Raw genomic sequence first — 22,661 nt, 5'->3', positions numbered from 1 at the left:
ATTCAGACGATGTGACATAAAGTTGTTTTCTAAATATAAATCTCGTCAAAATATAGTTTTTTATACTACGGTTGATCTAATTGCTGACGGAAAGACACTTGCTTCATAAACAATATAGAAGTAGGACTGGGCAATGTGTCCTATTCTAAATAAATCACAAGATGGAGGAAATATAATGGTGAACAAGAAGAAGCCTTACATTGCATTACTCACACTTATCCTTTCGGCGCAGTTAGCACTCCCTCTGTCTGCGGGTCCGCTGGGACCATCAACGGTGCATGCAGACAATGAGAGTGGGAGCACATTAAGCAATCAGTCAATTTTGAAAGCGATTACATACCTTGGGGTCAGTAAAGCTCGTTATTCCCCAGGTGAAGAGGCCGAACTTATCCTCAAATTGAAGGATGACGAACAGTGGCAGGGAAAGCTGAACGTTGAGATCTACAACCTGAATACGCTGATCGCCAAAGGGAGTAAACCGATTACCGTCTTGAAAGGACAAGGTGACTTGTCGATTAAATGGAAGACCCCTGATGATGATTTTACCGGTTATCTGGTAAAAGCGTGGGTAAGCGGAGCAGCTGATCATGATTATGTTACGGCGGCTATAGATGTTTCAAGTGACTGGAAGAGATACCCGAGATACGGGTACACAAGTGAATTCAGCAGTGAGACTGCAGCGCAGAGTGATGCCAAACTAAAACAGTTGTCACAAGATTATTATCTTAATGGTTATCAATTTTATGACTGGATGTGGAGACACGATGTGTCCGTTTACTCCAAAACTGATGCAGATGGTAAACCGCTAAAGGACAGTGAAGGAAATTTTGTCGATGAGGAGATCAACGCTGATACTCATTATCTGGATCTGTTAAACCGGGAATTGTATCCGCTTACGATTAAACAGCAGGTAGAGGCTGCCCAGAAATACGGCTCAGCGGCAATGGCTTATGAGATGAACTATGCGGCTCGGGAAAATTATGAAGACTATGGCGTTAGTCCGGAGTGGGGGCTTTATGGCAGTGAAAATATTGATAAAACCAATCCGCAGCAGAGCCAAAACGGTTATCACTTCGATTTCAACGGTAAAGAAACAGCCCTCTATCTTCAGGATCCTGGGAATGTAGAGTGGCAGAATTATATTACCAAACAGTTTGACCGTGCTGTAAATGTCTTTGGATTTGACGGCATCCATCTGGACCAATGGGGAGCCAATGATAATAGTCATCTCTATGATTACAATGGAAATAAACGCTATTATTCCCTGGATTATGACAAGCTGATAAACTCGGTTAAAAAATCACTGGTAGAAAATAATCCGGCAAAAAGTGATGTCACATTCAACATGGTGGGAGGGAATTTAGATTACAGTGCTGTGCCAGATCCGGATACAAAGACAGACTTTGATTACAGCGAAATATGGCATGACCGTAATCAGTACAGTGATCTTCAGAAGGTAGTGGAGGATACACGGGCGAAAAACGGCGGCAAGGCAATGGTAATTGCGGGTTATATGAATATGAAAGAGGCTACAGGTGTGAAAACACGTGGAACGGAAGCCGAGGATGTTCCTGCTGCTGTAAATTATCAATCCCGGATCTCCAAAGTTCAGGACAGCTGGGTGGGGAATTTCGGTCGCAAGGATACGGATGCGGTTACATTTACGGTTAATGCGCCTGCCACCGGTATGTATAAGCTTCTTCTCCATTATGGACAGGGTAACGGCTCAGGTTACCCTGAAGGAAAGCTTACTGTTAACAATGAAATTGCGGCTGCTGCAATTCCATTCAGTGCTAACACCGGTTGGGGGAATCCTTCGGCGACAGCCGAAGTGACGGCAACGCTGAAGGAAGGTAACAATACGGTTAAGCTTACACTGAATACGAACAGTTTGTGGCTTAATCTGCATAGTCTCGAGGTACAAGGACAAGACATTAAGCAATCTTACGATGCAGTGGATGCAAAACTCGATACTGTAAAGGTGGACCAGTACAGCCATGTTTACTATTTTGATACCAAAAATGATTATGTGACATTCCATGTACAGGTTCCTACTGAGGGTAACTACCCGCTCGGATTTAGTTACGCTTCCGATTGGCAGGAAGTCAGCCGTACACTCATGGTCAACAATGAATCCCAAGGCGAAGTTTCTTTCCTTGGACAGGGAGACTGGACAAAGTTTGCCCGCAAGGAGAATATGGCAAGCGTCTATCTGAATGCAGGCGTCAACACGATTACACTGAAGGCTCCCAAAGATGACTTGGGTATTAAGTTACGCTATATGACCCTTAATGGACAGCGATATGAAGCAGCTGAAGCTGAACTGCCGCAGACCAACAGCGTTACTTTCACGGAGAGCAAAACTGACAATTTCGGCCAAAGCGGCCAGACGGTAACATACTCGGTGTATGCCGAACAGCAGCTGAACACGTTGACGGTTATGTACCATGGAGGCAACAGTCCGGTTATGTCGGTGCTTGTTGATGGAGAGCCTGCTCCGGATGCCCAGAATATAACTTTTGCTAAGACGCCGGGAGAATGGGATGGTCCTATGCAAGCAAAAGAGTTGTTCGTAAACATTCCGCCCGGGAAGCACAAGATTACACTGAAGATGGAATCCTCCGGACAGTATATTAATGTTGGCGGGATTGTCGCCGGTGATTATGAATACAGTACAGGCGACGCAGAAATGAAGAATGGTGTAGTTGCGGTTGTCGGTTATGTCTCGGAGTTCAACAATGAGAATGACCGGATAGTATTCAATGTAAATGCGGTTGAAGCTGGACTGTATACACTCGGTTGGGTCTATCAGAATAATGGAGCAGCAACAGTCAGCCGCAGCGTGTATTCAGGCGATCCTGCAGGAACCTTGGCATCTTTTGCACCAACGTCAGGCAGCCAATGGGGGGAAACAGTCCAAACCGGAATTTCCCTGGTTCAAGGGTGGAATCAGATTGTGATTCAAATGACGGAAGGGACAGACAGCGGTATCAAAGTGGACAAACTGAAAGTAACCAGTGATGGGCCGGAAGCAATAACCAGAATGTACGAAGCGGAATCCACTCAGGAGAAAAATGATTCGGCCTTCTCCCTTTATAAGGATACGGTACTCAACTTCAGCGAGGTAGGACAGCAGGTTACTTATCCGATATCCATTCCTCAATCGGGAGAACAAAGCCTGATCTTTACGTACTCCAATGCCGGAGAGTATACAAACCGCTCCCTTTATATTGATGGCGTACGGGCGAAGGACAGCAATGGCAATGATCTTGACGTTGCATTTAACGGCACAGGCAGTCTGGACGATTATTCCGAAGAGGCCTATGTGATTGTACCGTATATGGAAGAAGGTAACCACAAGATCACGCTGAAAATGGAAGAGGATGACACAGCAGGCATGATCCAACTCCGGGGTGTGACTGCAGGCTATTTCAACGAGCCGTCCGTTCGGTTAATGGACGCTGCGCTCTCAGTTATGGGGGCAACTCATATTGAACTCGGAACGGCAGATCATATCGCTGAAGGGCCCAATATGCTTGCCAACGAGTATTATCCGAACCGCAGTAAAAAGGTGAATCAGAGCACCAAGACAATAATGAAGGATTATTACAAATTCTTTGCCGCGTATGAAAATCTCTTGTATGACAGCCAGGCAGTCAATGATAGAGAGATTGCTGTCAAAGATACCGCGGGACAGCAGGTTGAGCTGAGCCGAGACGGTTCAGAAAATACGCTATGGTACACTGTTCGATCTGACAATAAGAACGAGCGTTATCAATCCTATGATGTAGTCCATCTGGTGAACCTGCTGAACAATGACTCTAACTGGAGAAATTCAGCCAATGAGCCGGATGTGCAGCACAATTTGCAAGTGACTTATCCGGTTCGCCTGTCTGCTCAAGATGCTTCTGGACTCAAGGTTTTTGCGGCAACCCCTGATCTAAACGGGGGAACGATGCAGGAATTGGATTACACTTGGGATGGAGATCAGATTGTGTTGAATGTTCCAAGCGTCGAATACTGGACGATGCTTGTGGTCGATTATCAACCGCGGCAGTCAGAGGTTCAGAAGCTGTTCCCAGATGAAGGGAACGAACCTTCACCAACACCAGAACCTTCACCAACACCAGAACCTTCACCAACGCCAACAAATCCGGCAAAGCCAGGAACTTCGGCAGATGCAGCGCCGGTAGCGACTGCGGTGCAGATGGGTGAAACACGGATGATCTCCGAGCAAGAGCTGAAATCCGCTCAAGGTGAAACTGTTGATATTGTAATAAATGAGCAGATAAAATCCATACTGCTACCGCTAAATGCTGGAGAATTAATTGGCTCACGCAATTTGGTCATCCAAACAGATGGACTCTCAATGATTTGGAAGGCAGACAAGCTGAAGGAGATTGCCGCGGCAGATTCTAGCGGTAAAGGGGCTTATCTTGAGCTGAGAATAGGCAAGGCGGGGGCTCCGTCTAACGGTGTTTTGAGCCCTTCTCAGGAGTATACTCTGAAAAGCAAGGTGTACACACTCGTGTTAGGAATCAAAGATAAAAACGGAAAAAGCCTAGCGACGCCGGGATTGAGTCTGCAAGCGACTGTGAAACTAGAGGTAACGAATGCTAAGCTTAAGGGGAAATTGTTGGGGCTCTACATCATAGAACAGGGAGATGGGCTATATAGGTACGCAGGGGGAGTATTTGATTCTTCTGCCGGCACCCTGCAGGCCCAACTGAACAATCAAGGTGAGTTCGCTGTTTATGAGAGGTTGAAAACATTCTCCGATGTGCCTAGTACCCATTGGGCTTACGAAGCAATATCTTCACTGGTGGCCAAACACGTCGTTACTGGCAGGACAGCGAATCATTATTCTCCATCCGTAAGCATTACACGGGCGGAAGTTACAGTTATGCTGGTGCGTGCGCTGGGTCTTCAGACTAGCGGAGACAAGGCTGTATTTGCAGACGTGCCTGACTCCTCGTGGTACGCGGCGGAGTTATCAGCCGCTTACAGCAACGGACTAATTCATGGTCGGACGGCGGAGAAATTCTCACCTGATGCACCTGTCACACGCCAGGAATTGGCGGTCTTGCTTTTACGGGCGTATCAATATGCCGGAGGACAGGCTGCAGGCAATATTACTGCTGAGTATTCTGATGCTTCAGATATTGCTGAATGGGCTCGGCTGGCGGTACGTCTCGCAACTTCATCTGGATTGTTTGTAGGAAATACAGACGGTCAGTTTTCTCCTCTGAACCCAAGCACCCGTGCAGAGATTGCACAAGCAATTGATCGGATGCTGAATCTGATAAACCGATAGATTCTATTAATTTAAAGAAGCGGCAGAAATTGTTGCTGCTTCTTTTTTACTAGCTGTTCTGTTTAAAGATTCATTTACTTGTGGTCGCTTTTTACTAGCCCTCAGGTCATACGGACAAGGTATGGAGTATCATAGTGCTGCTGACAATTCAGGTCTAGGAGGCCGCTTTGAAGAAAAGATGCTTGAATTGCAGGCACCTTTTCAGAAGATCAGGGATCGCTTACTCGCCGCGATGATAGGTTTGAATTTATTTTTCGGAAAGCGAAGAATGTTGCCTAAAACTACTGGTAGAAGCTTCGGAGGGAAATTAGGGTGGTGACTACTGTTTTGTACGATCGAACACTCGAGTTACCTAATAAACTTGACATCGTATCATGTCCACAACCTCAAGAAATTCGATAATACCGGCGAAGACATGGAGGATCTGATCTCCATCGGCACGATCGGCTTGATTAAAGCTATCGAGAGCTACCGCCCGAACAAAGGCACAAAGCTGGCCACTTTTGCTGCCCGTTGTATCGAAAACGAAATTCTGATGCACCTGCGTTCGCTCAAGAAAACACGTAAAGACGTATCCCTGCACGATCCAATTGGGACGGACAAAGAAGGTAATGAAATAACACTTATCGATATCCTTGGCTCCGAGGCTGATGATGTCATTAAAGAAGTCGATCTTAAGATCGAGAAGAGTAAGATATATCGTAACCTAGATATTCTTGATGACCGGGAGAAAGAAGTTGTGGTGGGTAGGTTTGGGCTGGATACAGGTGGAGAAGAGAGGACACAGAGGGAGATTGCCAAAGAGCTGGGGATCTCGCGGAGTTATGTTTCGAGGATAGAGAAGAGGGCCTTAATGAAGCTTTATCATGAGTTTTATAAGGCGAAGCGGTAAGACTGATGACAATTACACAGTAATAATCTATTAATAATAAAACCTAAAAAGCGACTTATCTACGGATGAGTCGTTTTGTGTGTGGATAGGGTTCGCCCTACTTATGATACGGTTCATCGCACTATCTGTAACGGCAAGTTATAAGGCCATCCCTTTCGGGATGGCCCTTCCTGTAAACGTGGTTACTCAAGTACTCTGTCATTTATAATTGAACTTATTTTAATTAGTAGTTTCTAGTAATCTGGATACAATAGTTGCAAACTCAGCTCTAGTAATATCTTTTTCAGGTTTAAATGTACTGTCTGCGTACCCTGTAATAATATTATTGGATGCGAGTGCATCGATGGAATCATAATACCATGCATTTCTTTTAACATCTTTGAATGATGTGTTTCCAGTACCAGTTAGCTTAAAGGCTCGAGTGATTAGTGCCGCTAATTCACTACGGCTAATCTTCTCATCTGGACGGAAGCTTCCGTCGCTATATCCGTTCATCAAGCCTGATCCGGCAGCTGCACCGATAAACTTATTCGCCCAATGAGTTGAAGCTACATCTGTAAAGTTACTTTCATGTCCTTCAAGTCCCATGTGCGTTGCAATTACCTTGATGGCTTCCGCACGAGTCAAACCTGAATTTGGGCGGAATGTTCCATCGGAATATCCCGTCAATAATCCCTTAGCAATTAGTGCGTCAATGCTTGTTTTTGCCCAATGATTCATTGTATCTACAAAACTAACAACTTTCGGCTTATCTGCTGGTGTTATTGTTTCTGCAGGTGCCGGTGTTTCTATAGGCGTTGTTATTGCTGGAGGTGTCACTGTACCTCCTCCAGTATTTGGATGGGTTGGTCCATTATCTGTGTTTGGATCAGGATTAGTAGTGTTTGAAACGTATTGAAGTGCTGGAGCAAATGTTGTAAGTAGTCTAGCTTGACTTTGTTGCTCAAGAGCGTAGCTCATGCCTAAAACTTTTGCATCGTCCCATGCTCTACCAACCAGTTGCATAGAGATAGAATATCCGCTGTCATTCGTTCCTACAGGAACAACTACCGTAGGTAGTCCCATAGTAGAGGTTAATACGCCTGTGTTACGGTCTGAACTTAATTGAGAAGCTGCTGCGTCATTGTTATATACGTCGCTAATAAAACCTGCATAAACAACAGCATCAACACCATTCGCGTCCATCCAGCCTTTGATAACTTCCTTATAGTCAGTTCTATACTTAATGTAATCTTGTACAGCCTGTTCAGTCATACGAGTTGGGGTACTATATCCTCTTTGGTTATAGATAAGCACTTTATCTGAAGCTAGTACACTTGCTCCATCAATATAAGGGAAGTCCTTATGAAGCTCAATATAACGTGCCCAACCTTCAGTAGATCCATTAATACCTGAAGGACGACTAGGGCCTGATGGTACAGCTGACATTTCAACCATAGTCGCACCCGCTGCTTGAAGCTCTGAGAACTTATCCATCACTGCCTGTCCAGTATCATCATCAGCATATGCAGATACAAAGGATGCAGGAATGTATCCAATTTTCTTTCCTTTCAATGCATTAGCATCCAGAGATTCCTTCCAATCCACTGGACGCTTATGATCTGCATCAGCAGTGACTGTGAAAATATCCTGTGGGTCCGTACCCGTTGTAGCATTCAATATAATGGCTAGGTCAGTTACTGTTTTAGCAATGGGACCTGCATAATCTTGTCCCCAAGTGAGTGGCAGTACACCTGTAGTACTTGCTATACCGTCTGTACCCCGGAAGCTTTTTAAGCTAGCGCCTGTAGTTGGTGCATAGAGAGATACCCCTGTTTGCGATCCCATTGCTGCTGCTGCAAAATCAGCTGCAACAGATACTGCAGACCCGCCGCTTGAGCCAAAAGATGTTTTCGATGGATAGAGTGCATTCCATGTTTGCTGCCAGCCGCTTTCACTAAAGCTTCCGCTGTTAGCAAACTCAGAAGTATTTACTTTACCAATAATTACAGCTCCAGCTTCCCGCAGTTTTTTCACTTGGAATGCATCAGAATCAGGCTGCCAGCCTTCAAGAGCTTTACTGCCACCGGTAGTAGGCATATCCTTTGTATCATAAATATCTTTTATCGCAATTGGAATACCCAATAAATCACCTTGTACACCTTGTGCACGGGCATCGTCAGCAGCTTTTGCTTGGTTAAGCGCAGTTTCAGATACATGCAGGAATGCATGGAATCCCAATTGCCCCTCATCGTATACCTTGATTCTATCTAAATAGGCTTGAGTAATTTGTACAGAAGTGGTTTTGCCATTAATCATATCCTGCTGCATTTCTGCAATGGATTTATTCTTAACATCATACGGCGATGAAGTTACTAATTCTTTAGGTGCAGGAGCATTTGGAATAACCAGATGATCTCCAGTATCAAGTCCCTCTATAGCAGATATATCCCAGTTGCTAATTGAACGAATTTGTGCGTTTGTTAATCCGGTTACGTCTAGCAGACTATTAAGTCCATCTAGACTAGCAACCAGATTTTTTAATCCTTCTTCACCAGCTTCTCCAACTTGTACATAATTTACTAGGGACTTCGACTCACCCGGCCTAATATTTAATGTGTTAATGAACCCATAGAAATTCGCTTCATTTCCATGCTCAGCTAAGGGTATTGTGAATGGATCCTGTTGCTGATTACCTAGACCGGTTAATCCATTATCAAACGGCTTTGGAGATCCCACTGCAACGCCTAGCGGCTTATTGTTTTTGGCGCTACTATCTACAACAATCCATGAATCATCTGTAGTTACCTTTTGATCGCCTGAATAGGTTGCCTTAACTACTGAAGCATTTGTTGTTGTACCATATCCTAAAGAGCCACCGAATGATACATCAACTTTTATTGCCACATCATTTTTATTAGTGAAAGTATCAAAGAATCTCGTTCGATTATGAATAGTATCCACATACACCTCACGTGTTACAGTTACATTTCCTAGATTTACAGATTGAGCCGAAGTAAACTTATTAACGCCGTCATATTTCAAGTCAAACCCACGCATCATTTGACCATTCATCAGTGGAGCTGAAGGCGAGGACACTTTAACAAAGATATTGCCGAAACCTTGTACTTGTGTAGCACCAACTGTACGTAAACTTCCTGTGTCTAAGCTAGGAGCAAAAACATCGTGAATCTCCCATACTGTGCCACTTTCTGAAGTAACTCTAGTTAAAGCGTCAGCTGTTTGGAACGGAATTACACTCGTAGCAATAACAGATAACACAATTGAAGTAGCTATAAATTGTTTTTTACTCCAATTTTCTTTTGCTGGTGAATATTCAGATCGGGTGGAACCAGAATACTCTCTTTTAGTTTCACGTAGACGTTTGAACTTATCCATGTGCGTAATCTCCTTTTCCTGTATGTATTTTATTATTTAATGTTAGGAAATATAACACTAGTATTTATTTCAGTCAATGAATATTATGAATTTAATATATTTTAAGTTTGTAAAAAGAAAAAAACGGCTCTTTTAATTATTTTGTGTAATATATATGTAAACTATTGTGTTAAATATATTACATTTTATGATAGTTTTTGGAGAATCCATAGGATATTGAGTATCATCATCCAGCTGCATCACCAAAAACCTTGAATTTCACTTATCTCTATGTGAATTTGACGAAATAAAAAAGAAAAGGAACAGCTAAAAATTAACGGAGAATATTATGTTTTTCATTTCATGAAAGTGGAAGATTCTATATCGGAGTATGGCATAAAGCAGAATCACTGATGATTCCAGATGCATAGCCGTAAGATCACTAATGGGCATCCTGAAAAGAGTGAAGTTTCTGCTGGGAAAGAAGCCATAAGAATAGCCAGGTAGTGTATCTGGAATAAGTGGGATTTCATTGTGGAAACCATTTTAGCGGGTGGTAACGTTATAAGGCAGATGAGGATGCAAAGGAACAAGGCTTTGAAATTATTGTGTTTTATATGGGACTAGCAGATGTTCGGCTAAATATTGAATGTATCGCTCTACGTGTGAAAAACGGTGGCTATCATATTGAAACCGAGGATATTGTTAGACGCAATTTAACAAGTATGAATAATCTGATATCTCACTTAGAGTTGATTGATCAAGTAAAGTGTTATTTAAATGGATTACCAGGATGTACGCAAGAACTCAATCGGAAACTACAAATTAAATATAATATGCAAAAGGAAACCAATTCGAATCAGAATCGATCGTAATTGGCTTATTTTTTTGACATCACATCGTGTCCATAACCTCAAGAAATTCGTATAACACTGGGGAGGACATGGAGGATCTGATCTCCATTAGCACCATCGGCCTGATTAAAGCTTTTGAGAGCTATCGTCCAAACAAAGGAAGCAAACTAGCCACATTTGCAGCACGTTGTATTGAAAACGAAATTCTGATGCACCTGCGTTCGCTCAAGAAAACACGTAAAGACGTATCCCTGCACGATCCAATTGGGACGGACAAAGAAGATAATGAAATTACACTTATCGATATCCTTGGCTCCGAAGCTGATGATGTCATTAAAGAAGTCGATCTGAAGATCGAAAAAGAGTAAGATATATCGTAACCTTGATATTCTGGATGACGCAGCGGGAGATTGCCAAAGAGCTGGGGATCTCGCGGAGTTATGTTTCGAGGATAGAGAAGAGGGCGCTCATGAAGCTTTATCATGAGTTTTATAAGGCTAAGCGGTAAACTCATAATCACAAGGTAGTATCCGTTAACCGGCATACATAGAAAGCTTCAAGGACCATATTAGAATTTTTTAGAGAAGATATAGTTCAGCGAATTTTTGTATTAAACCAACTCATAAAAATACATGAGAAAGGGAGAGGGCGAATTGTTAAGTGGTGCTTTGAAAAGTACATATATCCAGTCATCTTTTGCGATTATCCTGGGTATTGGGCATATTGCATTTTGGCTGTGAAGATATTTAGCTGTTGTTGCAATTAAAAAGAAAGGTACGGAAATCTTTAGTAAAATACAACACAAAAGCTTATTAAATATAACTAAATTTGAGTATCAAGCGAAATGAAAAACCACTTATGCTCGGAAATCCCAAGCTTGCTTAAGTGGTTAATCGTGCTTTTGAATCTTATAACAACCTTAAGTTGTCGGGTTCAGTGCCCCTTGATACTCATTCATTAAATTGTCGATAATCTGCTGTACGGACAAAATCTCTTTAATCTCATGAACTCTGGACCCAGCAAAAACCAATCCGTTCTTAACATCTCCTCTAAGGGAAGTGAGCAGGGATTCCATTGTACAGAAGCGATGTGAACAAACCTTTAGACAATTATAGCATTTGACTATCTTTAATTTGGCATCATTACTGATCCGGTCCGTAAATTCATTCCGAATCGCTCTACCTTCTAGACCCACAGTAGACTTGATTAGGACAGTATCTCCTTGCTGAGCATCTACATACTTTTGCTTGAAGGCTAAGGGAGCATCACACTCAAGGCTAGCCACAAAACGGGTACCCATTTGAACACCAGATGCGCCGATCCGAAGGGCTTTTGCGATATCATCCCCTGTTAGAATTCCACCGGCAGCAATAACAGGAATCGAAACGGTCTCTAAGACTTCAGGAAGGATATCAAACATGGATCTGTCTGTACCTAAATGGCCTCCAGCTTCGAACCCTTCCACAACGACTGCGGAGGCACCAAGTCTTTCGGAAATTCGGGCTAATTTGGCGGATGAAACAATAGTTACGACAGGAGTACCATATTCTTTACCCCAAGCATAAATATCTCTAGAAATTCCGGCTCCGGAAATAATAAAGTCAACCTTTTCCTCCAAAGCAATCTTCATTTTTTCGGCAAAGTCCTTCACTGCGAATAGTACATTCACACCGATGTAGCCATTCCCTTTAGAGAGTTCTCTTGTTTTGCGAATATGCATTCTCAGCTCATCAGGAGTGATCCCTGTACCAGAGATGGTGCCGATCCCGCCTGCATTGGCTACAGCAGCGGCTAGTCCACTTAAGGATATGCCTACACCCATTCCACCTTGAATAACAGGAACTCTCGATTTAATATGTCCGAATTGGATTGTTGGAAGTTTCAATTACACACCTCTTTTGCAAGTTGTTGACATTATTAATACTCCTCTAGAGTAATAAGATATATCGTAACACAGCTAATTCTTTCCCGGATGTGACTGTAAACATGTTCAAACTATGTTAAATATCATGTCTTTCAACTGTTTTCTTTAAGTTGTTGATATCAAGTGAAAATTTAAGAAAACGAAGTGACTATTAAAAAAGGACAATGAATAACAAAAAAGAGCCATCCATCCGGTAAAACCTTCATACTTCTATCAACGCTTTTCTATCAAGAAAGTGGATTTTGACATCGTATCGTGTCCACAACCTCAAAAATTCGATAATGCCGGAGAAGACATGGAGGACTTAATCTCCATCGGAACCATTGGTTTGATTAAAGCCATCGAGAGCTATCGTCCGAACAAAGGAACCAAACTAGCCACATTTGCAGCACGTTGTATTGAAAACGAAATCCTAATGCACCTACGTTCGCTCAAGAAAACTCGTAAAGATGTATCTCTGCATGATCCAATTGGGACGGACAAAGAAGGTAATGAAATTACACTTATCGATATCCTTGGCTCTGAAGCTGTATCATGAGTTTTATAAGGCGAAGCGGTGAGGATATTAGATAATAACTTAAGATTCACTATAGAGTGTTTTAAAAGCGACTTGCAAAAAGGGAGTTGCTTTTTTATGTGCGCCCAGCATTGGCGATCTATAGGGTTGAAGTTCCGCATACATCGTACAAAAATGGCAGACCTTGCGGCAAACGATAGAAGAAAGAACCTATGAACCGAGCCCCTCCCCTACATAGAATTAGAAGGAATAACGGAATCGTGCAAAAAGTAACTTTCTTTGCTAAATAAAAATATCCATCATTCCTATATAATAAAGGTGACAAGGTATCATAACAAGGAGCTTGGATCAACATAAAATAACCTCCGCGAGTGAGAAGGATAGGATGGATGCATCATGAAAAGGTACGGGGCGGTCGTGATAGGCTGCGGTTATATGGGCTCTCTCCACTTGGACGCGATATCACGACAGGTGCGGGTCCGGTTGATCGGCGTGGCGGATTGGAACCGGGACAGGGCCTCCTTAGTGGCAAGCCAATACGGAGCTGAGTGTTGGAGCACGGATTACCGGGTCTTGATAGAGCGTGATGATGTGGATCTGGTCATTATCGCCACGTACCCGTCCTCCCATCTGGGGATCGCAAAAGATTGTCTCGCTGCAGGGAAGCATATCCTATGCGAGAAGCCGATGGCGGGCAATGCACGGGAAACACAGGAATTCATGAAGCTGGCCCGTGGAGCTAAAACCAAGGTGCTGATCGGTCACATCCTTCGCCATAACACTACGTACCAGGCGGTTATGAAGATGATCCGGGAGGGCGCCATCGGCTTCCCTTTGGTCATCCGGCTATCCCAATTGAAGCCCTCCAAAAATTGGGCTTCCCACTTATCCCTGCTCCGGGACGTCTCGCCGATCGTGGATTGCGGCGTCCATTATATCGATGTGATGCGTTGGGCTACAGGGGCGGACGTAGTAAGCGTCAATGGGATCGGGCAGCGTCTCTACGAAGAAGTCCCGCCGTATACTTACAATTACGGACTCATGACCCTCCGTCTGTCGGACGGCTCCATCGGCTACTTTGAGACAGGGTGGGGCAAGGGACTTCCGACTGATAACCGGAAGGAATTTATCGGACCGGCAGGCCGGATTCGCATCATATACAAGAACGAACGACCGCGAGAGGATCAGCATCTGGGGAATCTGATCGAGGTCGAAGACTACCAGAAAGGAGCGGTCCGGCAGATCAATATGGACTTCTCCGTAAAGCCTACGGGTGCCCAGCTGGACTATTTCCTGTCCATGCTGGAGAACAACTTGCCCCCTATACCGGCAATGGAGGAAGCCTGCCGGGCGATGGAGATCGCTCTCTTAGCCGACCGGGCGATCCATGAAGGAATTACGTTACCTTGCGCGAAATAAGGGTTGACCAACATGGTGGTGGTAACAGGGGATGAACCGGTGCATGGTGTACACCTGCTGAGGAATAAATTGTCCACACCCATGCAAAGTACGGCAGCCGACATCAGTCAGTCGAACTGAGGGATGTATACGGTGCCGTCGGGTACCACCCGCTGGATCATCAACGGATTGCAGGGCTAGTAAGCTCCGGAGCCATATTCCGGGAGGTTCCATTCGGCGAGGTGAAGGTAGATTTCGACGCCTATTTCGCCGCATTGCAGGAGAACGGATACGGGGGGATCTGACCATCGATCGGGAAGTGGGGGATGCGCCCGAGGGGATATAGAGTGTGCAGTTCCATCATCCGCCAATACAGGTAACGGCAGACGGCCGTGCGAAATTTCGGGGATTGAGACTGCGTATTGGAAAACCGGTAAGTCGCGGGTCTAAATAATCAAGTTAATTAATAGGGTTGTTTTGCTGTGTTAGCCTAGTGGGATTTCCAACCGAAGGGAATGAACCATGGAAAGAAAATTAGAAACCTTAGTGATTTCCCGCCTGATAAATCAGACGGATGTTTCAGTTACAGAAGATTTCCAGATCATTAAACAGTATCAATGGCTTAAAGGATATAACCCGGTCGTTACAGCAAGATTAAATTACAGTCAGGAGGATCTGAAGCTTCAGTTTAAGGTTTACGAACAGAATCCAATACGAACATATAGAAACATGAATGATCCTGTGTATAAGGATAGCTGCATCGAGTTCTTTTTTCAGCCTACTCCGGATTCGGACCAGCGCTATATGAATTTCGAATTTAATGCGAATGGCGCAATTCTCTTGCAGATAGGAGCGGATCGGTATGATCGCTTCCCAATCACTATCAATCCAGCACTTTTCCAAGTCCTATCCACCACGGATCAGATTAATGATAAAGGGGAAGCGTATTGGGAATTAAGCTTTTCGATCTCATGGGCATGGGTACAATCTTATTTTTCGGATTTTCGGGCAGTGCCGGGGAAAAGGATAAGAGGAAACTTTTACAAGTGCGGCGATGAAACGGTTTATCCGCACTTTGGAACATGGAGCAAAGTTCATTCGAACAAACCAGAATTTCATAGAAGCTGTGATTTTGGGATTCTGTACTTAGAGTAACTGCGAAATGCAGGTTAATGAATAACTTCCGAAGCCGCATATACGGGGTTGGAGGTTTTTTTGTCGTAGTAGACACATCGAACAAATGTCATATTGGCAGCGCAAGGATACTATTATTTTAAAAAATCACCTGTTTTTTAAACTTTTAGAAGGGAGTGTCGTTATACTGTTCGACAATCTACTCGTGCGCACGGTAGTTGGCCAAGTACGAATGGAGGCAGGTAATGATGCATGTAGTTATCCAGCAATTGTGCAAAAAATATGGCAGTAAACAAGTACTGAACGGAATTAACCTGACATTGGGTACGGGTATGTTCGGCTTACTCGGTCCCAATGGGGCGGGAAAATCAACATTAATGCAAATATTGGCAACAGTAATACCGAAAACATCAGGGGATGTACAAATTGGACATTGCAAGCTTGGGCGGGATGAACGTGAAATTCGTGGCTTGCTTGGCTACCTGCCACAAGAGTTTGGCGTATATCGCAAGTTGACAGGCGCAGAATATCTCGATTATGTCGCGTCCATGAAGGGCATTACAAATGGAAAAGCCCGGAGGAAAGCAGTAGCCGAAATGTTGCGCCGAGTCAATCTGGAGGAGAAGCGCCATGTGCGTATAGGCAAATATTCTGGCGGGATGCGGCAGCGCATCGGTATTGCCCAGGCGTTGCTAGGTGATCCGCAGTTCATTATTGTGGACGAGCCTACGGCAGGGCTTGATCCCGAAGAACGCATGCGATTTCGTGATATGCTGACTGAGCTGGGTAAAGATCGTACTGTGCTACTGTCTACACATGTCGTCGCCGATATTGATAATAACTGTAAGAGTATGGCGATTATGAGCGGAGGGCGCATCGTATTTCACGGTACGCAAGAACAATTGCTCCAGCGTGTGCAGGGACAAGTGTGGACGGTCCAAGTGGGTGATGAGAAGCTTGCAGAGCTCAAAGAAACTGCAGCCATCGTGACTGCAAAGCGTTCAGGAGCCGGCTATGAGGCGCGTGTTCTTGCCAGTTCTGTCCCATTACCTGGAGCAGTCCAGGCAAAGGCAGGACTTGAGGACGGATATATCGCGTTCATGAGAGCGGGGAATAGCCAATGAGCCTGATTCGCTATTACAAAACAGAGTGCAAGCTACTGCTGCGTGGCCCAGGCTTGTATCTAATGCTGGCAACTGTGGTCGGCATCCTGTATTTGATGTTTCAGACCGCCGATGCCAAATTGGATCGTGCAGTATACGTGATGGATATTTCTGAGGTGTATTGCCTTGTAGCCCTCATTATTTTGCCTTTGCTGGCAACAGCGATAGCACGGCGGGATGAAGAATGGAAGACAGCAAACATGATGGCTACCTTTCCGTATCGAACATGGGAAATGGAGGCTGCACGCTTGCTCTGTGCTGTAACCCTTCCGTTAGCAGCTGCGCTCGTGCCGATGGGGGCTTATGTATGGTTGGTCGTAAATGATGGCATCTCATGGGGAATGCGTGAATGGTATACCTCTGCTGTATTGGCTTCCTTTGCCATCCCGATGTTATTTGCAACTGTAATTGCCTACTTAGTAGGTATCCTTATCCGCAAGCGATATAGTTACTTGATCAGCTTCGTCCTGTTGCTTAGCTTGGCAATTATTTTACCGGAATTTTTTAAGACCGATCGCCCTTCTTTTTCATTACCCCCTCATACGCAGATTTGGTTCGATTATTCACTAGTTAAATATATTGGTAAGTCTTACTCACGTATGTGGGGATTTATATATGATCCGGCATTTTGGCTGCATCGCGGCATCGTTGCAGCTTTAGCAGCAGGAATGGTCATGACTGTTCTACTTGTAGTATGTAGACGCAGGCGGGAACGGGTCAAGGCATGGCTGGTCTATCCCACGATGCTGATTCTAGGTGCAGCATTGTTATGGGCAGGTAGTGCGATGTACGGATACCTGCAGGAACGGGCAGATATTGCGGATGCCAATGAACGTTTCTATCGCGAACGTCTTACTTCAGCCAATGATATCACGCAACAGCGTGAATTGGAGCAACTGCTCGTTGCTGGAATTGCAGCGGGTAAATATTCGGAGGCGGATATTGAGGAAATGTCTCGGATCACCCTTAACACAAACGGGAATACCAGCAATCCGCTCTCGGTATCGCATATTAAAGATCTGCTTGTCGGAATGAAGTTCCAGGATCTACACATTAACAGCTACAAGCTGAAGTTGGAATTACTGCCGCGGCATGGGTTAGAAATACAGGCGACGATGCAAGCAAGCAATGGACAAGCGGCAACACTAGAGCGATTCCCAATCATGCTGCGACATATCTTTGATGTACAGGAACTGAAGGTGAACGGTGCTGCTGCTGCCTATGAGTGGGAAGAGGCTACAGATGTACTTTGGATCAAGCCTGCAACGGATGTTATGCCAGGGGAGCATCTGGAGATCGAGATGACATATAGCGGTACCCTAAATGATTGGCGGCATTATTATTCCGTCGCTCCTAGCAGGGATAGCTGGGAGCAGATCGCTGTTGTCGACGATAACAGGATTTTCCTGCCAGCTTTCTATGGCTGGTACCCTGTTATCGGCAATAGCCGGCTATCGGAATTGCTTACCGATCACTACGAATGGGGGCGTCACGCTACAGATATTCTGGACACACAATTGCCGCGGCCTATGGCGGGCTTTGAAGTTGCTATCACAGGGCCAAGTGGCTTAAAACTGTTCTCTAACGCCTCTGTCATTACTAGTAAGATGGCTGGAGAGAAGGGAGCGACAGTCACGCGCCTGGAGCTGGATGAAGCAAGCGGACTTACATTATTTGGGGGCGATCTGCAACTTGCAGAAGCGACAGCAGACGACAAGACGTTGCGTCTGCTGGCATCTGGTCAATTGCCTGCCCGTTCTGTCGAAGAAGCAGCACAGTTCGCAGCCAGGCATTACGCCCAAGCAGCGCGTACTTTGAAAATGTTGGATGGAGAAGCTGCAACGAGCTTTCCCCAGACGGTTACTATGGCACTTGCCGATTATCCGTATTATAGTTTGAATATGGTGAGTATGAGTACCCTGGGCATGGTAGATGCAGCAGTTGGAGGTCCGGAAGCTCGCGATATCCACTTTTTGTCTAAGTTGTCTGAGTTAAGTTATTTTGGGACGGAAATTGAGCGAGGGAAGAATGGGAACATTCAACTGAGAACGGGGCAATACTGGCTTGATTACAGTGCCAAACGTAGAGAAATTAGAAATGCGAGAATGTTAAATTTAAACGCCCAATTTACACTGAACAACTTTTTTCAGGCTTATAACGAGCTCAAGCTGGTCGGAGAGGAACTGCCAGATCGACTGTTCGAACCTGTTAGCAGCTATTTTTTGAACGGTACACCGAATCAGGTTTATGACCTTATGAATACCATATACAGCCAGTACGGTATTGAAAGTGTCTACGATGTCATCAAGCTTGTCTATGACAGTATTGGCACAGAGCAGCTAATCGAGGACAGTGATGAACAAATGGAAGCGCTTCTGCGAGGCTATTTGCAAAGGAAAATGGAGGGAGGACAATGAAGGTTGCCCTCATTCTTTTGTCCCGTGCAAAATATGCTTGGCGCATCCTATGGGGCGGCTACTTGCTAGCTATAGCTATTATTGCGGCGCTGATAGCAGCTGGTTGCCTCATGCTGCCAGAGTTGTTACCATCTCCAGGTTTTTATCAAGTCAAAATGGTTTATATTTTTATTCTGCCTTTACTTACGATTGCTTTAAGTGCGGCCTTGTTCGCCGATGATTTCGGTGAGGGTACTTTTGCCCATCATTTCAGCTATCCATATTCACAATTACTCGTGTTCGCCGAGCGAGGAGCGGTCGCTGCGCTATTGCTAGTTATCTATGAAGCAGCGTTGCTCTGGGCAATTGACCGCTGGGCGATCGCTTTAAGTACGGCACAACTAGCTTACATAATTAAACATAGCCTCAGTGTGAATATGTTCCTTGGCGGTCTGGCGGCATTGGGCAGTCTGCTAGGGCGCAATATGGCTGTCGGGCTAGGAGTGGGGGTAACGGTGTGGCTGCTGGAGTATTTTATGTCCAGTATGCCGCTCAATCGGTACTATTTATTTCAAGCCGCCTGGCCGGTGAGCCGGTTCGCAGATAAATCGCATAACGCTAACGCATTATTTGCGGCAGCTGGAATACTGCTTTTCTGCTGTATGCTTCTATTGGGGAAAGGCAGAGGTTGGCTCGTGTGCAGTCAATAGTGCTGAGCGAAAAAGGAGGGAGTCAAGTGAACAGCAGGGCTGTTGTTACGGATGAGCAACTGCTCGAGCAATACAAGCAAGGGAATACAGCCGTGCTGGAGTTGTTCGTCTATCGGTATCATCAGACCATCTATGCGTATTTATACCGACTGACCAGCAAGCGTCAGCTCGCAGAAGATTTGGTGCAAGAGTGTTTTGTCAGAGTATTCACGGCTTTGCAAGATGGTCGGTTGCCTGAACGGTTTCGACCATGGATTTATCGAATTGCGACGAACCTGTGCCGTGATGTATGGAAGTCCGGAGCTTATCGTTATGAAGTAGCGGCTAAGGATACCGGAGTGTATGATGCGGCAGATGGCGGTAAGGATACGGTAGCGTCTTTTTTAGACAAGCAATATGAGCGTGAAGCAGTCATTGCTGCCCTTGGCGCTTTGCCTGAGGAGGAGCGGCAAATTGTTATTTTGCGTTTTTATGAGGAGCTCAAGCTGGATGAAATAGCCGAGTTGCTGGAACTGCCGCTTGGAACGGTCAAGTCCAAGCTGTATCGGGCGTTCAGGCGACTGGCCCATACATTGCAGAAAGGGGAGGATCAGGATGAGTTACATATCCGGAGCCGGTAGCGCCGATAAGGCTAGTCGCGACAGTCAACTGCACAGGGAATTGCAAGAGCAGCGGCAACTAGAGGAAAAGGGTGAAGCAGCAGCGGATCGATGGGAGCATGACCAGATCGGAGCCGTATTCAGCCAACTGGATCGCTATACCGTCGATGGTCCCAGCGGCCAGCAGACGGAATCTCTGCTGGCGCTTGCCGCCACATATGCCACACAGCCTGAGTGGGCGGTTGCTGTACCCTCTTCCAAGCGAGTGGCAAGACACGACAGGCCTGGGCGGCAAGCAACTGTCGCTATATCTTTACCAGTAAGGCTTATGCAACGCATGGCAGCTCAGGTAAGGACGATGCATTGGCTGTTTTGGCTTACATCAGCGCTTATGATTGGCATAGGAGCAGTCGTTGAGGGGCTGGTAGCAAGTGAATGGTTCAGTAGCTCTGCCAAGCCGGATGTATTTTTATTTACGATTCTGTTGCTTCCTGTAGCCAGTGTGGCCTATTCACTCCGATCCATGCATACGCCAATGAGTGAGCTTGAGGCGACCTTTCCTGTTACACCCGTACAGCTTATGGTAGCCAGAATAGGAACCATACTGCTATATGACCTCCTTCTAGCGCTGTTGTTTTATGGAATACTCGTTATGACGGGTACCAGTGGTGAATTCGGATCTAACACTACTTTACTGATCACAGATCTATTACTGCCGATCTGCCTGAGCGCTTTTGCAGCGCTGGCTGCAATGCTTCGTTTCGGGACATGGCCTGGTACCGCGGTTGTCCTCGCAGTGGGCGTCATCCAGTTTTCCGCTGGCGAGAGGCTTGGCGTATTTCAATTGTTCAGCGAATACGGGTCCGAACACTGGCTTGCAAGCAAGCTTGTTGCTGTTAGTCTGGCAATAGCGCTGGGTGTTATAACAAGTATTTTGCTGCGCCATCGGCATTATTACAAGCAATATGGATAGGAGGGAAGAGTGGTGCGAGGAGCTGAGCTAAAACTTACCGCGGTTGAACTTCTTGCAGATAATGGTCACCTGCTGCTAGGGGATGTGAATCTGGCTTTGCCGCCAGGCTGGTATGGTCTGGAGGGCGCCAATGGCAGTGGGAAAACAGCATTGCTCAAAGCGATAGCTGGTCTATACCAGCCTGTACGCGGCCTGATTACCTATCAGCTTCATGGCGTGGAGTTGTCAGGGAATGCTTTCAAGTCATATCTGGGCTACAAGCCACAGCAGGCAGCATACTATGACAATATGAACGTCGAGGCGTACTTGCGTTATGTGGGTGAGATGAAGCTGATGCCACGGGCGACCATTGAGGAACGATCTCGTGAGCTATGTGAACGTCTCGGGCTTACTCCCGAGTGGAAGATGCCCATACAGCAGTTGTCAGGCGGCAACAAGCAACGGCTTATGATTGCTCAGGCGATGCTTGCTGATCCATGGTTTCTGCTGCTGGATGAGCCTCTCTATGGCATGGATATCGAGATTCGTTTCCTGCTGCTAGAAATGTTGTACGAAATGACACCTGGCACAGTCGCTATCTTTTCAGGTGCATTGGAGGGCCTACAGGGAGGTTGGCTGGATGCTGTGATCAAACTTGACAATGGTACAGCAGCGCTGCACTGATGCAGCGCAGTTTTCTATATTAAATTATCCTGTTGCGGCTGCGATACTTGCCTGGCGGATAGCCAGACACTTGTTTGAACCATTTGCTGAAGGGATGGATAGAATCGGCCTCTAGCTGGCGGGCAATGGAGACTTTTCTACCCTTATCATTGGCAAAGAACGGGGAGTTTTGAACACAAATAAAATAATGAGAAGTGACAGATTGCTTGGGTAGTGTTGATTATAGACTGTTCAAAATAAAGGAAACAGCTATCGTTCAATTTTTTGTAACGGACGCATTTAAACAACTAGTGGAACTCCATGACCTTAAGGGCTTAGATTTCTCAGAGGTATACGATTCAGCTTTTACTGCAGAAAAAGAAGAAGAGCAAGAACGTAATTACCAAGCTGCCCTTGATTTCATAGAGCGCAATAAAGGAATTGAAGTTTCATATGATGAGGCTCGTTTCCTTATGGAGCAGGAAAAAGTTGTTGCCAGCGGAAAGTGGAGAATGCAACTAGATGAGAATGGGGAGCTATGGCTTGCGAATTTGACAGCTTTTTCAATGGCATGAAGTAGAGAAGTCTGAAATTAACTTATAGAACCCGGTGGAATGAAATATACTCTTATGAAGCTTTATCGTGATTTTTAAAAGGCTAAGCGCTTAGCTTAAAGTCATAAGTTAGATCCATTAACACTAAAGTTTTACAAAGGCGACTTATCTGCGGACGGGTTGCTTTTGTTTTTTTCAGTTCCCATCAAAACAATATAGTCCTGACCGATCGGC

General features: G+C 45.3%; 15 protein-coding genes and 2 pseudogenes. 15 read left to right on the top strand and 2 right to left on the bottom strand.

Features of this window, described 5'->3' with window-relative positions:
- Positions 1-175 precede the first annotated feature (175 nt).
- The 3 genes from MHH60_RS05655 to sigK all read left to right on the top strand — a co-directional run bounded on the left by MHH60_RS05655 (position 176) and on the right by sigK (position 6,206).
- The gene (locus MHH60_RS05655; RefSeq protein WP_076136332.1) at positions 176-5,314 is read left to right on the top strand and encodes a glycoside hydrolase family 66 protein; all 5,139 of its coding nucleotides are present in this window, start codon (positions 176-178) and stop codon (positions 5,312-5,314) included.
- A gap of 121 nt (positions 5,315-5,435) precedes the next feature.
- Entirely contained in the window at positions 5,436-5,633 is a 198-nt protein-coding gene (locus MHH60_RS05650) for a hypothetical protein (protein ID WP_341161118.1), read from the top strand.
- A gap of 3 nt (positions 5,634-5,636) precedes the next feature.
- Entirely contained in the window at positions 5,637-6,206 is a 570-nt protein-coding gene (gene sigK, locus MHH60_RS05645; protein WP_445667982.1) for an RNA polymerase sporulation sigma factor SigK, read from the top strand.
- Positions 6,207-6,425: 219 nt separating this feature from the next.
- On the opposite strand, the gene MHH60_RS05640 is transcribed toward sigK, so the two are convergent.
- Complete coding sequence (locus MHH60_RS05640) at positions 6,426-9,584, bottom strand: amidase family protein (protein ID WP_081389137.1); 3,159 nt, start codon at positions 9,582-9,584, stop codon at positions 6,426-6,428.
- 907 nt (positions 9,585-10,491) lie between these two features.
- Between MHH60_RS05640 and MHH60_RS05635 the strand changes: the two are divergent.
- A pseudogene (locus MHH60_RS05635) lies at positions 10,492-10,925 on the top strand (sigma-70 family RNA polymerase sigma factor); the annotation flags it as partial.
- 411 nt (positions 10,926-11,336) lie between these two features.
- Here MHH60_RS05635 and MHH60_RS05630 read toward each other — a convergent pair.
- Entirely contained in the window at positions 11,337-12,302 is a 966-nt protein-coding gene (locus MHH60_RS05630) for an NAD(P)H-dependent flavin oxidoreductase (RefSeq protein ID WP_076137944.1), read from the bottom strand.
- A 307-nt stretch (positions 12,303-12,609) separates the two neighbouring features.
- On the opposite strand from MHH60_RS05630, the pseudogene MHH60_RS05625 reads away from it, so the two are divergent.
- From MHH60_RS05625 to MHH60_RS05570, 11 genes and pseudogenes are all read left to right on the top strand, one after another.
- Positions 12,610-12,870 (top strand): annotated as a pseudogene (locus tag MHH60_RS05625) (sigma factor); the annotation flags it as partial.
- A 377-nt stretch (positions 12,871-13,247) separates the two neighbouring features.
- The gene (locus MHH60_RS05620) at positions 13,248-13,406 is read left to right on the top strand and encodes a hypothetical protein (RefSeq protein WP_248547758.1); all 159 of its coding nucleotides are present in this window, start codon (positions 13,248-13,250) and stop codon (positions 13,404-13,406) included.
- Positions 13,330-14,277: a Gfo/Idh/MocA family protein gene (locus tag MHH60_RS05615; protein ID WP_256719255.1), complete on the top strand. Its 948-nt coding sequence runs from the start codon at positions 13,330-13,332 to the stop codon at positions 14,275-14,277. Before MHH60_RS05620 ends, MHH60_RS05615 begins: the two co-directional genes overlap by 77 nt.
- A 501-nt stretch (positions 14,278-14,778) precedes the next feature.
- Positions 14,779-15,411, top strand: a complete 633-nt coding sequence (locus MHH60_RS05605) for a carbohydrate-binding family 9-like protein (RefSeq protein WP_076098916.1) — start codon at positions 14,779-14,781, stop codon at positions 15,409-15,411.
- Between the two features lie 224 nt (positions 15,412-15,635).
- Entirely contained in the window at positions 15,636-16,514 is an 879-nt protein-coding gene (locus MHH60_RS05600; RefSeq protein WP_256715216.1) for an ABC transporter ATP-binding protein, read from the top strand.
- Complete coding sequence (locus MHH60_RS05595) at positions 16,511-18,970, top strand: hypothetical protein (RefSeq protein WP_076137947.1); 2,460 nt, start codon at positions 16,511-16,513, stop codon at positions 18,968-18,970. Before MHH60_RS05600 ends, MHH60_RS05595 begins: the two co-directional genes overlap by 4 nt.
- Entirely contained in the window at positions 18,967-19,659 is a 693-nt protein-coding gene (locus MHH60_RS05590) for a hypothetical protein (RefSeq protein WP_076137949.1), read from the top strand. Before MHH60_RS05595 ends, MHH60_RS05590 begins: the two co-directional genes overlap by 4 nt.
- Before the next feature lie 26 nt (positions 19,660-19,685).
- Entirely contained in the window at positions 19,686-20,279 is a 594-nt protein-coding gene (locus MHH60_RS05585) for an RNA polymerase sigma factor (protein ID WP_076137951.1), read from the top strand.
- Positions 20,254-21,231, top strand: a complete 978-nt coding sequence (locus MHH60_RS05580; RefSeq protein ID WP_076137953.1) for a hypothetical protein — start codon at positions 20,254-20,256, stop codon at positions 21,229-21,231. The genes MHH60_RS05585 and MHH60_RS05580 overlap by 26 nt, the downstream gene beginning before the upstream one ends.
- A gap of 12 nt (positions 21,232-21,243) precedes the next feature.
- The gene (locus MHH60_RS05575; protein ID WP_076137955.1) at positions 21,244-21,894 is read left to right on the top strand and encodes an ATP-binding cassette domain-containing protein; all 651 of its coding nucleotides are present in this window, start codon (positions 21,244-21,246) and stop codon (positions 21,892-21,894) included.
- Between the two features lie 194 nt (positions 21,895-22,088).
- On the top strand, positions 22,089-22,448 hold the full coding sequence (locus MHH60_RS05570) for a hypothetical protein (RefSeq protein ID WP_143766764.1): 360 nt from the start codon (positions 22,089-22,091) through the stop codon (positions 22,446-22,448).
- The last annotated feature ends 213 nt before the right edge of the window (positions 22,449-22,661 follow it).

Origin of the sequence: Paenibacillus sp. FSL H7-0716 (assembly GCF_038002705.1) — a bacterium.
In the GTDB taxonomy this organism is placed as follows: domain Bacteria; phylum Bacillota; class Bacilli; order Paenibacillales; family Paenibacillaceae; genus Paenibacillus_AQ; species Paenibacillus_AQ odorifer.
The sequence above is the reverse complement of the archived record's forward strand: the minus strand, read 5'-3'. Positions and strand labels throughout refer to the sequence as shown.

Coding starts and splice junctions, on each gene's coding strand:
- MHH60_RS05580 (WP_076137953.1), top strand. CDS start 20,254: ATGAGTTACATATCCGGAGCCGGTAGCGCCGATAAGGCTAGTCGCGAC.
- MHH60_RS05655 (WP_076136332.1), top strand. CDS start 176: ATGGTGAACAAGAAGAAGCCTTACATTGCATTACTCACACTTATCCTT.
- MHH60_RS05620 (WP_248547758.1), top strand. CDS start 13,248: ATGCATCATGAAAAGGTACGGGGCGGTCGTGATAGGCTGCGGTTATAT.
- MHH60_RS05595 (WP_076137947.1), top strand. CDS start 16,511: ATGAGCCTGATTCGCTATTACAAAACAGAGTGCAAGCTACTGCTGCGT.
- MHH60_RS05600 (WP_256715216.1), top strand. CDS start 15,636: ATGATGCATGTAGTTATCCAGCAATTGTGCAAAAAATATGGCAGTAAA.
- MHH60_RS05590 (WP_076137949.1), top strand. CDS start 18,967: ATGAAGGTTGCCCTCATTCTTTTGTCCCGTGCAAAATATGCTTGGCGC.
- MHH60_RS05640 (WP_081389137.1), bottom strand. CDS start 9,584: ATGGATAAGTTCAAACGTCTACGTGAAACTAAAAGAGAGTATTCTGGT.
- MHH60_RS05650 (WP_341161118.1), top strand. CDS start 5,436: ATGGAGTATCATAGTGCTGCTGACAATTCAGGTCTAGGAGGCCGCTTT.
- MHH60_RS05605 (WP_076098916.1), top strand. CDS start 14,779: ATGGAAAGAAAATTAGAAACCTTAGTGATTTCCCGCCTGATAAATCAG.